At 71.2% G+C, this 13079-nt stretch carries 15 protein-coding genes; 5 read left to right on the top strand and 10 right to left on the bottom strand.

Features of this window, described 5'->3' with window-relative positions; translation table 11 throughout:
* Positions 1–17: 17 nt before the first annotated feature.
* Complete coding sequence (locus tag EP757_RS31440; RefSeq protein WP_232050095.1) at positions 18–1379, top strand: MFS transporter; 1362 nt, start codon at positions 18–20, stop codon at positions 1377–1379.
* On the top strand, positions 1379–1735 hold the full coding sequence (locus tag EP757_RS31435; protein WP_127552032.1) for a GntR family transcriptional regulator: 357 nt from the start codon (positions 1379–1381) through the stop codon (positions 1733–1735). The genes EP757_RS31440 and EP757_RS31435 overlap by 1 nt, the downstream gene beginning before the upstream one ends.
* A gap of 87 nt (positions 1736–1822) precedes the next feature.
* Here EP757_RS31435 and EP757_RS31430 read toward each other — a convergent pair whose 3' ends face one another.
* Positions 1823–2173 carry a hypothetical protein gene (locus tag EP757_RS31430; protein WP_127552031.1) on the bottom strand — a complete coding sequence of 117 codons (351 nt, stop codon included), beginning with the start codon at positions 2171–2173 and terminating at the stop codon, positions 1823–1825.
* A 23-nt stretch (positions 2174–2196) separates the two neighbouring features.
* Complete coding sequence (locus EP757_RS31425; protein ID WP_127552030.1) at positions 2197–2544, bottom strand: hypothetical protein; 348 nt, start codon at positions 2542–2544, stop codon at positions 2197–2199.
* Between the two features lie 93 nt (positions 2545–2637).
* On the opposite strand from EP757_RS31425, the gene EP757_RS31420 reads away from it, so the two are divergent.
* Positions 2638–3042 (top strand): hypothetical protein, encoded by a 405-nt coding sequence (locus EP757_RS31420; protein WP_232050094.1) that lies wholly within the window; start codon positions 2638–2640, stop codon positions 3040–3042.
* Entirely contained in the window at positions 3039–3581 is a 543-nt protein-coding gene (locus EP757_RS31415; RefSeq protein ID WP_160165931.1) for an alpha/beta hydrolase, read from the top strand. Before EP757_RS31420 ends, EP757_RS31415 begins: the two co-directional genes overlap by 4 nt.
* 19 nt (positions 3582–3600) lie before the next feature.
* Here the strand turns inward: EP757_RS31415 and EP757_RS44880 are convergent, their stop codons facing one another.
* The 8 genes from EP757_RS44880 to EP757_RS31375 all read right to left on the bottom strand — a co-directional run bounded on the left by EP757_RS44880 (position 3601) and on the right by EP757_RS31375 (position 12465).
* Complete coding sequence (locus tag EP757_RS44880; protein ID WP_127552028.1) at positions 3601–5112, bottom strand: DUF3626 domain-containing protein; 1512 nt, start codon at positions 5110–5112, stop codon at positions 3601–3603.
* 82 nt (positions 5113–5194) lie between these two features.
* Positions 5195–6031, bottom strand: coding sequence for an undecaprenyl-diphosphate phosphatase (locus tag EP757_RS31405; RefSeq protein WP_127552027.1), 837 nt, complete (start codon positions 6029–6031; stop codon positions 5195–5197).
* Between the two features lie 58 nt (positions 6032–6089).
* Positions 6090–7706: an ABC-F family ATP-binding cassette domain-containing protein gene (locus tag EP757_RS31400; RefSeq protein WP_232050093.1), complete on the bottom strand. Its 1617-nt coding sequence runs from the start codon at positions 7704–7706 to the stop codon at positions 6090–6092.
* 198 nt (positions 7707–7904) lie between these two features.
* On the bottom strand, positions 7905–8825 hold the full coding sequence (locus EP757_RS31395) for a sigma-70 family RNA polymerase sigma factor (RefSeq protein WP_255435215.1): 921 nt from the start codon (positions 8823–8825) through the stop codon (positions 7905–7907).
* 125 nt (positions 8826–8950) lie between these two features.
* Positions 8951–9562 carry a response regulator transcription factor gene (locus tag EP757_RS31390; RefSeq protein WP_127552026.1) on the bottom strand — a complete coding sequence of 204 codons (612 nt, stop codon included), beginning with the start codon at positions 9560–9562 and terminating at the stop codon, positions 8951–8953.
* The gene (locus EP757_RS31385) at positions 9559–10761 is read right to left on the bottom strand and encodes a sensor histidine kinase (RefSeq protein WP_127554521.1); all 1203 of its coding nucleotides are present in this window, start codon (positions 10759–10761) and stop codon (positions 9559–9561) included. The genes EP757_RS31390 and EP757_RS31385 overlap by 4 nt, the downstream gene beginning before the upstream one ends.
* Before the next feature lie 22 nt (positions 10762–10783).
* A complete protein-coding gene (locus tag EP757_RS31380; protein ID WP_127552025.1) occupies positions 10784–11563 on the bottom strand; it encodes an ABC transporter permease in 780 nt (259 codons plus the stop codon).
* Complete coding sequence (locus EP757_RS31375; RefSeq protein WP_127552024.1) at positions 11560–12465, bottom strand: ABC transporter ATP-binding protein; 906 nt, start codon at positions 12463–12465, stop codon at positions 11560–11562. The genes EP757_RS31380 and EP757_RS31375 overlap by 4 nt, the downstream gene beginning before the upstream one ends.
* Before the next feature lie 87 nt (positions 12466–12552).
* Between EP757_RS31375 and EP757_RS31370 the strand changes: the two genes are divergently transcribed.
* The gene (locus EP757_RS31370; RefSeq protein WP_127552023.1) at positions 12553–13077 is read left to right on the top strand and encodes a 2'-5' RNA ligase family protein; all 525 of its coding nucleotides are present in this window, start codon (positions 12553–12555) and stop codon (positions 13075–13077) included.
* The last annotated feature ends 2 nt before the right edge of the window (positions 13078–13079 follow it).

The raw sequence follows: 13079 nt of genomic DNA, 5'->3' as shown, positions 1-13079 counted from the left end.
AACACCTGGGAGCGCACGTGACCGTCACAACGACAGCGGGCAGGCGGGAACGCACCGGCTGGTACTTCTACGACTGGGCCAACTCGGCGTTCTCGACCACGGTCATCACCGTCTTCCTCGGACCGTTCCTGACCACGGTCACCGAGATGGCCGCCGGCTGCGCGATCGACGCCGACGAATGCGACGGCACGGTCCATCCGCTGGGCATCCCGGTCGCCGCCGGCTCCTACTACGCCTACCTGGTGTCGCTGTCCGTGCTGCTCACCGTGTTCGTGCTGCCGGTCATGGGCGCGATCGCCGACCGCGTGCCGCGCAAGAAGCCGCTGCTGGCCGGCGCCGCCTTCCTCGGCGCGGGCGCCACCATCGGCATCGGATTCGTCACCGGCGACCAGTACCTGCTCGGCGGCCTGCTGTTCCTGATCGCCAACATCGCGTTCGGCGCCGCGATCGTCGTCTACAACTCGTTCCTGCCACGGCTGGCCGGCCCCGACGACCGCGACCGGATCTCCAGCCGCGGCTGGGCGATCGGCTACCTCGGTGGCGGCCTGTTGCTGCTGCTCAACCTGGTCGCGGTCACCATGCTCAGCGAGGAGGGCAATCCGCAGCGCACCCTCGACCTGGCCCGCTGGTCGATCGTGTCGGCCGGTATCTGGTGGGCGGCGTTCACCGTCGTACCGCTGCTCTGGTTGAAGGAACACCCCGGAACGGAGGCGGTGACCGAAAAGGGCAACGTCCTCACCGACGGCTTCAAGCAGCTCGGGCACACCATCAAGTCGATGCGGGCGTACCCGCTGACGCTGTTCTTCCTCGGCGCCTACCTGATCTACAACGACGGCATCCAGACCGTCATCGCGCTGGCCAGCCAGTTCGGCACCGAAGAGCTGAAGCTGGAGCAGTCGGACCTGATCATCACGATCCTGATCGTGCAGTTCCTGGCGTTCGGCGGGGCGCTGCTGCTCGGCGCGCTCGCCAACCGGATCGGCGCCCGCAAGACGATTCTGATCAGCCTGGCGCTGTGGCTCGTCGTGGTCACCGCCGCGTACTGGCTGCCGGAGGGCGAACCGCTCCCGTTCATGCTGCTCGGCGCCGGTATCGGCCTGGTCATGGGCGGCAGCCAGGCGCTGTCGCGCAGCCTGTTCTCCCAGCTGATCCCTTCCGGTCGCGAGGGCGAGTACTACGGCTTCTACGAGATCAGCGACAAGGGCACCAGCTGGCTCGGCCCGCTCTTCTTCGGCCTGATCTTCCAGCTGACGAACAGCTACCGCACCGGCATCATCTCGCTGATGGTCTTCTTCCTCATCGGCGGCGTGCTGCTCGCCTTCGTGCCGCTGCGGCGGGCCATCACCGCCGTCGGCAACACACCCCCCAGACTGCTCTGATGAACATCACCATCGACCCGGACTCCCCGATCCCGCCCTACGAGCAGGTCCGCTTGCGGATCGCTGCGCTCGCGGCGGGCGGGGAGCTCCCCGCCGGCACGAAACTTCCCCCGGTACGCCAGCTCGCGACCGATTTGAATCTGGCCGCGAACACGGTGGCCCGCGCCTACCGCGAACTCGAACAGGCCGGTCTCGTCGAGACCCGAGGCCGCGCCGGCACGGTGATCACGTCGCGAGCTGCGGGAACGTCGGTACTCGCCCAGCAAGCGGCTGCGGCATACGCCGCACAGATCCGGGCGCTGGGCATTCCGTCCGACCAGGCCTTGGCGCTGGTCAGGGCCGCTTTAGATCATTGAGTACGAGGGGAGCACCGTGGCAGCGCCCCCACCCTCGGATCATCGCCCCCATCCCATCGGGACACCAGGGGCGACGGGCGCGCGCCGTCAAGCGGACGGCTCGCCCCCGGCGTTCTCCAGCAGCCGGACGATGCGAGTGATGCCGACCTTGATCTCACCGACGTCGGCCCTGAGGTGACCGAGGTCCGACTTGAGCTCGGTGTAGTGCTCGAGCTGCGTCTGCCGCAGCGCCTCCAGCACCCGGGTGTGCCCCCGCAGCTCGGCCCTGACCTCGGATACCTCATGATCGGCACCCGCGGCCAGGGCTCGTGCGCCGATGACGTCCTGCTGGATGAACGCCACCTTCGCTTCCAGGGCGGCCACACGCTGCTCGATGTCCTCGTTGCTGTTCACGCCGGAAGTATCCCCCGCCGCGAGGACCACGGGCCAGAACGTCATCCTCCTAGGGACTCGACAGCTGTCTACCCTCCGAACAGCAGGTTCGCGACCACGAAGATCAGGGCCGCCGCCGCACCGGCCGCCAGCGTCCCGGCCAGGAACGGTGATCGCACGCCGCGCGCCACCACGAGCGTGATCAGCCAGGAGACCAGCATGTAGCCCAGCCACAGCGGCGCGCCCGCCACCAGCCCGATCGTCAGCATCGCCTCGGAGCCCAGGCACCAGGACTGGTCCCCGCAGTCCCGGCCACCGGTGAGGATCTCCGACTCCACGACGAGCGTCACCACGGTGACGACGATGCACCAGGCGAGCGCCACGAGGACTGCGCTGTCGGCCCGGGCTCGGTGATCGGTTTCGGACTCCTGCGCCATCCGTGGCTCCTCCCCGCGAGACTTCAGTGTGCCATCGATGGCGCTCGCGGGCCGCCGCCGGAAAATGTCGTAGGCCGGGTCTAGCTTGTCGGCATGGCTCTCGATGTGACTCACCGCCCCACCACCCGCTGGCGCCGGCAGGTCGACGACCAGGCCGCCGCCGTGGCCGCGGGCACCCTGGACGCCGGCAAGGCCTACGCCGCCGAGCTCTGGCCGCCCGCGTTCCTCGCCGCGGCCGATGCGGTGCTCGTGACGTTGGAGCGGGAGGCCGCCGCGCTGAGCGCCACCGCATCCGACGAGCAGATCTGGGCGGTCGTCCAGCACGCCGTCGAGGGCTTGAACGCCGCCGACGACGGCCACATCGAGACCGGCGAGCGAGAAGCCCTGGCCGACTACGTCGACGGCGTCCTCACCGGGGCCGGGATCGACGTCCCCGCCCTGACCGCCCGCCGCGGCCGCGACCGCCACGAACTGACCGACCAGTGGCGGCAGTGGTGACCGCCCACCCGCCGCCGGTGAGCGTGCGCCGGCTTCTCGTGCCCGGCCGTGGTGTCGCCTACCCGGAGCACTGGTCGTGGGAGTGGGTCCGGCGACGATCCGGCTACGAGTGGGCGCCCGAGCCACCGGGCCCTCCCTACGAACCGGCCGGACGGGTGGCCGCCCTCCACGCCGTGGTGGCGGCCCGCACCGAGCCGGCGGTGCTGATCGCGCACAGCGCCGGGTGCCTCACGGTGGCGTTCTGGGCGGAGCGTCACACCGGCCCCGTCCGAGCGGCGCTGCTGGTCACCCCGCCGTTCGTCGGCGAGATGGACGTGCCTCGCCGGCCGCTGCCGTTCCGGGCCGTCGTGGTGGCCAGCCGCGACGACCCGCACGCGACGTTCGAGCAGGCCTCGGACTGGGCGCGTGCGTGGGGTGCCGAGGTCTACGACGCGGGCGCGGTCGGCCATCTCGACTCGAAGACCGGTTTCGGGCCGTGGCCGGCGGGCGAGCGCCTGGTCGACGCCCTGTGCGGAGGTGAGCCCTTGCCGACACCATGACGATCGCGAGCGTGGCGAGTCACGCGCCGGAGTGCGGGCGGCCCAGCAGCACCAGGATGTGCCAGAGATACTTGATCTGCTGGAGACGTTCCGGATCACCGGCGGCGGCACGGGCCGCTCGTCCGATGACCTCGGCGTCCAGGACCGCCCGGCCGTACCGCGCGGCTATCTCACGGGCCAGCGGCGGCACTCGCGGGCCGCGCAGCTCGGCGGGGAACTCGTCGGCGGCGAGTTCGAACCCGGCGTGCCAGAACACCGGCATGCCGAGCGAACCCAGGTGGGCCGCTGCCGGCGTACCCCGCAGTGACGGGCAAGCGACGACGGCCGTGACGTGCTCGCCCAGGACGAGGCCACCGTGGAGCTGGGCTTCGACGTAGTCGTCGAGCGTCCGCCCGGGTGCGAGAGCCGCGAACGGATCGGGGCCGCACGGATCGGGGCCGCACGGATCGGGGCCGCGAGGACGGACGCGGCGGGCACCAGCGCCGGAAGAACCGCTGCTGGGTGGATCTGCGCTGGGTGGATCTGCGCTGGGTGGATCTGCACTGCGAGGACCGGCAGCGCGGACATCGCCGCTGCCGGAACCGGTTCTGCGGACACTGCCGCCGGCAGGAGTGGGGCCATCAGGAGAGAGGTGACGTGAGGAGGGTGACGCCAGAAGAGCGAGGTAGGAATCCCGGCGCTCGCTGACGGCGGCCTCCCAGGCCGCGAACAACCGGGCAGCCGCATCGGTCGAGAGCGCCGATACCGATGACGGCTCCGACGAGACGGGTGGCGAGGCCGGCGCGGACGGCACCTGCCCGGACGACGCCTGCCCGGGCGACGTCGAGGAGCGGGCCGACGACGGCGAGACGGCTGAGGCGGATGTTGCCGATGGCGCGCCGACGTCAGAAGCTGAGGCGGACGCGGCCGATGGCGCGCCGACGTCAGCAGCTGAAGCGGGTGAAGGGGCGCGGACCCCAGAAGCGGACGCGGGTGAAGGGGCGCCGACGTCAGAAGCGGAGGCCGGCGAAGGCGCGGACGCCGGAGGCTGAGGCGCGCGGACGCCCAGGGCTGCGCCGTCGCGGGTCAGCTGGGCGCGCAGGGCGTTCGTGATGGTGCCGAATGCGTCTGCGGTGCCGACCGCTACCGGGCCCCGGTGGCTGTCGCCGTGGCAGAACGTCGCCCGGGTCACCGTGGCGGGCGCCAGCACGAGATGGCAGCTGCCGAATCGGGGTGCGGCACCGTCCGGGTGACCGGCCAGGTTCAGGGCGCCGTAGATCGGACGGCCCGGGACGCCTCGATAGGCGCCGCCGAACATCGCGTGCTCCCAGCGGTCCCGGTCGCCGCCCGGGTAGGCGAGCAGCCCGCCGTTGGAGATGCGGGTCTCGAACTGGCTGCGGTAGACGCCGTCGGCGGCCAGGCAGGCGGCGACGGTACGGCCGTCGGCGAGCAGCCGGTCCGGGTGGAAGTTCACGGTGATCGGCGCGTCCGGCACCGTGCCCGGGGCGCCGAGCGCACGCACGAACTGCAGAGCGGCAGCAGGCGGCGTCATGGATCCAGGCGATCACGGGCGTGGATCGCGGGGCAAACGAAAAACGGCCGGGCAGGACGCCCGGCCGCCTTCCGGACAGCGTTCACTTCGCGGAGATCGTCCCGGTGGTCAGCAGCAGCAGGAGCAGCGAGCCCAGCACCAGCCGGTAGAAGATGAAGATGCTGTAGGAGTGTTTCGAGACGAACTTGAGCAGCCACGTCACCGACGCGTAGGCGACGACGAACGACACCACGGTGGCGACGATGGTGTTGGTCCAGCCGACGCCGCTGGCGATCAGGTCGGCCTCGCTGACGCCCTGCAGGATGGAGGCGCCGGTCAGGGCCGGGATGGACAGGAAGAACGACAGCTTCGTCACGGTCACCCGGTCGAAGTCGCGCAGCAGACCCGCGGACATCGTCGCGCCGGAGCGGGAGATGCCCGGGATCAGCGCCATGCACTGCACGACGCCGATGATGATGGTGTCCTTCCAGGTGACGTCCTTCTCGTGACGTACCTGGGTGGCGGCGTGGTCGGCGAACGCCATCACACCGCTCCACAGGATCAGCGCGCCGGCGACGAACCACAGGCTGCGCAACGTCGTCTCGATGGCGTCCTTGAACAGCAGCGCCGCGATGACGATCGGGATCGAGCCGAGCAGCACGGCCCAGCCGAACCGGAAGTCCGGGTGGTCGCGCTGTGCCTTGTCGAACAGGCCCCGGAAGAACGCCGGCACCACCCGGGCGATGTCCTTGCGCAGGAACAGGATGGTGGCGAGCACCGCACCCGACTGAATGATCACCGTGAAGGCGGTGATGTCCGGGTCGTCGATGGTGTACCCGAACAGCTTCTCCAGGATCGTCAAGTGACCCGTGCTGGACACCGGAAGGAACTCGGTGACACCCTCGACCGCGCCGAGGATCACCGCTTCCACGATGCTCATTTCCGAACTCAAAATATCCCGCTTTCCCCTAGCCAGCTTGAGAGCTTAGGGGGTTCGATCACGCCGGGTCGCGCCGGGACTCGGCGATTCGCCCGCCGTCGACGTGCCAATGCCGGGTGTGTCCGACCGCTTCCGCGAAGTAGCGGTCGTGGCTGGCGAACAGCAGCGTGCCCTTGTACCGCCGCAGCGCCTCCTCCACCACGTCGAGGGCCTCGAAGTCGAGGAAGTTGGTGGGCTCGTCGAGCAGCAGGATCCGCGACGGGCTGTTCACGACCACCGCGAGCAGCAGTCTGCGCAGCTCACCGGCGGACAGGTCGCGGACCGGCGCGGTCCACTGGGATTCCTCGAACTGGTGGCCGGCGAGGAGCCGCTCGGCGTCGTCGATGTAGACCGGCACCCGCTCCCGGAAGAAGTCGATCATCGTGGTGCGGGGGCGCAGCCCCTCGTCGGTCTGCGGCAGCACCGCCACGTCCGGGTGGCGGTCGGCCAGGGCCCGCAGCAGGGTGGTCTTGCCGGCCCCGTTGCGCCCGGTGATGAAGATCCGATCGCCGCGGGTCACGTCCAGGTGGACCCCGTCCAGCAGCACGCGGTCGCCGTACGAGATCGAAAGGTCCTTGATCTCCAGCACGATCTCATCGCCGGCCGCGTCGTCACCGGGGAAGGCGAGGGTCAGCGGCGGCCGGGTCCGGGGCTCGGCGATCCACTTCACCGAGGCCATCTGCCGGCGCAGCCGCCGCTCACGGACCTTGGCCTTGCGGGCGACCAGACGGGCCACCCGGCGCAGGTGCGGCGCCTCCACACCGGACCGGACCGCGTTCTCCACGCCCCGCGCGAACCCCTTGGTCTTCTCGATGTCGGCCTCCCAGCGCAGCCGATCCTTCTCCTGCGCCTCGAAGTCGAGCAGCAGCCGCTGCCAGCGCCGTTGTTTCTCCGCGCGGTAGGCCGTGTAGCCGCAGCCCGGATAGTCCTGCGGCTGCTCGTCGATGCCGTCGAGCTCGATGATCCGGGTGGCGAACTCGTCGAGGAACGCCCGGTCGTGGCTGACCGCGATCACCCCGCCGGGGAAGTCGCGCAGCCAGGTGCGCAGCCAGGCCGCACCCGCGGCGTCCAGATGGTTCGTCGGCTCGTCGAGCAGCAGCAGATCGGGGTCGGCGAGCAGTGCCCGGGCCAGCAGCAGCCGGGCCTGCTCACCACCGCTGACCTTGCGCACGTCGAGGTCGTCGGCGAGATGCTCGATGTCGAGCCGCTGCCGGATCTCGGCGAGCCGCGCCTCCGCCGTCCAGCCCTCCAGGGCCGTCCAGCGTTCCTGCACGGTCCCGAACTCGTCGAGCACGTCGTCGCCGGCGGCCAGCCGCGTCTCCAGGTCGCGCAGCCGCGCGGTCACTGCCGCGAGCTCACCGAGACCCGCGCTGAGGAAGGCCGCCACGCTCGCGTCCTGGCCGAGCATGGCTTGGGGTACGTGGGAGAGCCGCGCGCCGGGAGCAAGCGACACCGTCCCCGCGGTCGCCGGTATCTCGCCGGCCAGCGCCCGCAGCAGCGTCGTCTTGCCGGCGCCGTTGGGCCCGACCACGCCGATCCGGTCGCCGGAGCGCAGCACCAGGTCGAGACCGGTGAAGAGCAGGTCACCGTCATGGGCCATACCGAGGCCGACGGTCTTGAGATGAGTGCTGGGCACGGACGCCTCCGGAGCATGCGGAACCGACAAGACGGGCGGATGAGCCGGTTCGCTCTCACATGATCGGCGTGTGCTCCTCGGGCTGTCGGCGGCGGGCGTGCGTGCAACCCTGCCTCGGCGCGCGGCCGGTCCGCAACCGAGTTTCCCCGCTCGGTCTCCGGTTCCCGGCCGCGCGGCGGCACAGACCGTGCGTTCCGGTCATGCGGCCTCGGAGAAACGGACCGGGATGTCCGAGACGCGCAGCCCCTGCGCGTCGGTGACGCCGAGCCGGGTCGTCATGGTGCTGCGGGCGGCGATCTGCGCGGCGTAGGCGGCCCGGCGCCGGGCGACGCAGCCGTCCTTGGCGTCCGGGACGCGCTTCTGCTCCATGTGGGTGATCAGGCCGTCGCGCAGCAGCGCCAGGGCCTCGGTGCGCAGCTGCGACACCCGGGACTCGGTGACGCCGAGTTCGGCGGCCACCTCCGAGAGCGGGCGTTCCTGCAGGAAGGAGGCTTCGACGACGTAGCGCAGGCGTTCCGGCAGCACGGTCACCGCGTCGTGCAGGTAGCCGAGGCGCTCACGGTGCAGCAGCAGCTCCTCCGGGTTCATGGCGGTCTCGGTCACCAGGTCCTCGGCGGTGCCGGTGGCGAAGCCCTGCAGCGACAGTACGGCGGCGCGCTGCACGTCGTCGTCGACGCTGCTCAGTTCGCCGACCGCGACGCCGAGCAGTTCGGCCAGCTCCTCGGCGGTGGGGGTGCGGCCGAGGTGCCGGGTCAGTTCCTCGCGGGCCACGTCGGCGCGGCGGGCCCGGGCGCGGACCGACCGGCTCGCCCAGTCCATGCTGCGCAGCTCGTCGAGCAGGGCGCCGCGGACCCGGACGGCGGCGAACCGGCCGAACGGGATGCCCCGCTCGGCGTCGAACGACTGCGCGGCCGTGACCAGGGCGGCGTACCCGGCCGAGGCGAGGTCGTCACGGTGGACGTGCGGGGGCACCTTGAACAGCATCTCGCGGACCATGTGCCCGACCAGCGCCATGTTGTCCCGGATCAGCGTCTCCTGCTCCGGCGTGACCGAAGCCGCGGTGCCGGACTCCGGCGCAGCGGAAGCCGACGTGGCAGATGTGTGAACGGTCGCGGTCATTTCGGATCCCCCCTGTGAACTGCTGGCAGGGGGAACTTTTCGCCGCTACGGGTGCAGGAAGCAGGCACTCTCGGTTGCTGCTCGGTTGCACTGCGAATTTCTTCTCAAGTCGAGGTTTGACCGTCTCAGGGGATCAACCAGCCGGTGTCGACCGCGAGACGCACCGCCTCGGCCCGGGTCCGGGCACCCGTCTTGCCGATCGCCGAGGACAGGTGATTCCGCACCGTACCTTCGGAAAGCCGCAGCTCACGGGCTATGTCGGCGACCGTTCCGCCGTCCCGGGCGGCCCGCAGCACGTCGGTCTCGCGTTCGGTCAGCGGGGAGTCGCCGTGGGCGAGGGACTGGGCGGCGAGGGCCGGGTCGACCACCCGCAGGCCTTGATGCACCCGGCGGACCGCGTCGGCGAGCTGACGGGCCGGGGTGTCCTTCACGACGAACCCGTCGGCGCCGGCCGCCATCGCCTGTCGCAGGTAGCCGGCCCGCCCGAACGTGGTCACCATCAGCACCCGGCAGGACGGCAGCTGCTCGTGCAGGACCCGGGCGGCGCTGATCCCGTCGAGGCCGGGCATCTGCACGTCGAGCAGGGCGACGTCGGCGCCGTGTTCCTTCGCGGCGGCCACCACCTCGTCGCCGCGGCCGACCTCGGCGACCACTTCCAGGTCGGGTTCGAGGTCGAGCAGGGCGGCCATCGCGCCGCGGACGAGCGCCTGGTCGTCGGCGAGCAGCAGCCGGATCATGAAGAGGCCTCCATCAGCACTCGGAAGCCCGGCACGCCGTCGTCGCGGTTGCCGGCTGTCAGGTGGGCGTTCAATTCGTCGGCGCGCCGGCGCAGCCCGGCCAGGCCCTGCCCGCCACCCGCGCCGGCCCGCCGCCCGGAACCCGGCGGCGAGGAGTCAGCCCGCCGGCCGGGATCCGGCGCCGACGCGTCGGGCCACCCGATTCCGTCGTCGAGGATCTCGACGCTGGCCGGAGCGAGCCGCACGATCGCGTGCCGGGCGCCGCTGTGCCGCACGATGTTCGTGACCGCTTCGCGGATCGTCCAGGCGAACAGCTCCCGATTGCGGGTCGGCACGTCGTCGGCGGCGCCGGGCAGGTCCGCCTCGACGTTCGCGGCGGCCAGCGCCTGCCGGGCCGCGGCGATCTCGCCGGGAAGTGAGATGCCGCGCATGCCCAGCGCGGTGGCCCGGACGTCGGCGAGCGCGTCGCGGGCCAGCGACTCCAGGTCGTGCAGTTCGGACCGGGCGCGGTCCAGGTCGACGTCGAGCAGCCGCTGCGCCAGTTCGGCCTTGACGGTGACCACGGTCAGCGAATGCCCGAGGATGTCGTGCAGGTCGGCGGCGATCCGGGCGCGTTCGTCGGCCACGGCCAGCGCGGCGATCTCGCCCTGCGCCAGCCGCAGCCGGCGCTGCCGGTCCAGGGCGAGCCGGATGCCGCCGGTGGCGACGGCGGCGAGCACGACGGCGAGGCTGTACCCGTGCCCGGCCGTCTTCCAGCCCGGCAGGGTACGCAGCAGCACCTCGGCGAGCACCACCATGGTCACCGCGACGGCGATGCCCTGCCGGCGGGGCAGGCCCATCATCGCGGTCGCCGCGATGTAGACCAGGCAGGTCAGCGCGTGCGGCCCGGCGCCGGGGGCCTGCAGTGCGCCGAGCACGGTCATCACGACGAGCGCAGCCCAGATGAACAGGTGCCGCCGGCGTGAGCCGCCGTCGTCGTCGGCCGGGGTGGGCGACGCGAGCGTCAACCCCCGGAAGTGCCGGACCCGGGCCAGCACCAGCACGTACACCACGGCGAACCCGGCCAGCGCCGCCAGTCCCACGCTGCGCTGCCAGCCCGGCCCCGCCTTGATCAGGGCGTTCAGATTCTCGCCCAGATAGAACAGCCAGATGGCGGCGAACGCCCAGCCGTAGCGCGGGGCGGGGCGTTCGGCGACCATGTCGGTCACGGTACCGAGGGTCTCAGACGCGGGCGGTGTCGCGGCGGAACCGCCACATCGCGCCGGCGGCGAAGATCGCGGTCCAGACGACCACGTTGAGGACGGCGATCCACAGGTTGCCGTCCTGGGTGAGGGGGTAGCGGGCGATCTCGCCGACCCCGTAGACCGGGGTGAACTCGGCGATGGTCGCGAACGTCGAGCCGAGCTGGTCGACCGGGACGAACAGGCCACCGGCGAAGGACAGCACGGCGAGCACCGGGCCGAGGATCTGCATGACGTTCTCGCTGGGCAGCAGGTAGCCCATGAACAGCCCGAACGCGGCGAAGACCAGCGAGCAGATCCAGGCCAGCAGCGCGCAGCCGATCCAGGCGGTGACCGGCAGTTCGGCGCCCCCGAACGCGCCGACGACGCAGGCCACCGCCACCGACACCCCGCCGATGATCATTGCGAGGGTCATCTTCACCGCGACGTACGCGATCGGCTGGAGCGGTGTCAGCCGCAACTGCCGGGACCAGCCGGCCGCGCGTTCGATGGAGACCATCGCCCCGCCGCTGGTGGTGGCGAGCATCGCGCCGTAGACCGCCATACTGATCAGGATGTAGCCGGTGAGGTTGCCCTCGCCGACCCGCTCGGTCTTGTACTCGGAGCTGCTGCCGAAGAGCAGGAAGAACGCCGCCGGCAGGATCAGGGTGAAGATCACCGTGCGTTTGTTGCGCAGCATCCGCCGCAGCTCGAGCCCGATCATGCCGAGGCTGAAGCCGCCGAAGCGGGGAAGGGAACGCGCAGGAGCAGCGACAGTCATGACTCGTCCGCCGTCAGGGTCAGGAACGCCTCTTCCAGGTTCCGCGAGGTGATCTCCAGATCCCGGGCGGGCGTCGCGGTCAGCAGATGCCGGGCGATGGCGTCGGTGTCCCGCCCGTGCAGATAGACGGTGTCGCCGCGTACCTCCGCGGACTCGACACCGGGGATGACCGACAGATCCGAGATGTTCGGCGACGGCAGCGTCGCCCGCACCGTGCGCCCGGCGGCCAGCGCCTTCACCTCAGCGGCGGTGCCGTCCGCGACGATCGAACCGCGGCGCACGAAGACCACCCGGTCCGCATAGGCGTCGGCCTCTTCGAGGTAGTGGGTAGCGAAGATCACCGTCCGGCCGCCCTGAGCGTCGGCCCGGATGGCGTTCCAGAAGTCGTGCCGGCCACCGACGTCCATGCCGGTCGTCGGCTCGTCGAGGATCAGCAGCTCGGGGTCGGGCAGCAGGGCCATCGCGAACCGCAGCCGCTGCTGCTGCCCGCCCGAGCACTTGCCGACGAGGCGGTCACCGATGTCCGTGATCCCGGCGCGTCGCAGAGCGGAAGCGACCGCCGTGCGCGGCTTGCCGAACAGCACCGCGGTCAGCCGGACGGTCTCCTCGACCGTGTAGTCCTTGAGCAGCCCGCCGGTCTGCATCACGGCCGAGACGAGGCCGAGCGCGACGGCGTCCTGCGGCGTGTGGCCGTACACCCGGACCGTCCCCGCGTCGGGCCGGGTGAGACCTAGCAGCATGTCGATCGTGGTGGTCTTGCCGGCGCCGTTCGGGCCGAGCAGGGCGACCACCTCGCCGGGGCGGATCCGCAGGTCGAGCCCGGCCACCGCGGTGACCGGTCCGAACCGTTTGACGACGCCGCCGAGTTCCACGGCCGGCGCCAGATCGGTTGTCACTGTCATGCGAGAAGCATGCGCCGGGCGTGCGCAGCGAACCTCAGCTATGCGTCACGGACTGACCATGACATCCGTCAGTGTTTGAATGGGTCGGTGGAACCGACGCAGAGCGCTCTGATCGTGCCGATTCCCGAGGCGGAGCCGGCGGTGTCCGGTCTGCGTGAGCGGCTGGACTCCGCGGCGCGGTGGGGCATCCCCGCGCACATCACGGTGCTCTATCCGTTCCTGTCGCCCGCGCAGCTGACGCCGGCGGTCCTCGCGGCGGTGCGGCTGGTCGCGGCGGGTGTCCCCCGGTTCTTCCTGAGCCTGGACCGGATCGCCTGGTTCACCGATCGGGTGCTGTGGCTGGCGCCGGACCCGGCCGAGCCGTTCCGGGAGCTGACCAACCGGATCGCCACCCGGTTCCCGCAGGCGCAGCCCTACGAGGGGGTGTTCGACGAGGTGGTGCCGCATCTGACGGTGGGGCACGACCATCCGAAGGCTGATCTGGACGCCGCCGCCGAGCAGGTCCGGCCGCATCTGCCGATCCGGGCCCGGGTCACGTCGCTGCGCCTGATCACGGGCCTTCCGCAGGGCGCCGGCTCCTGGCATACGGTGACCGATTTCCCGCTGGGCTGATC

The sequence above is a fragment of the Actinoplanes sp. OR16 genome (genome assembly GCF_004001265.1).
Classification (GTDB): domain Bacteria; phylum Actinomycetota; class Actinomycetes; order Mycobacteriales; family Micromonosporaceae; genus Actinoplanes.
Note: the sequence above shows the minus strand (reverse complement) of the source record. Positions and strands in the feature narration are given on the sequence as shown.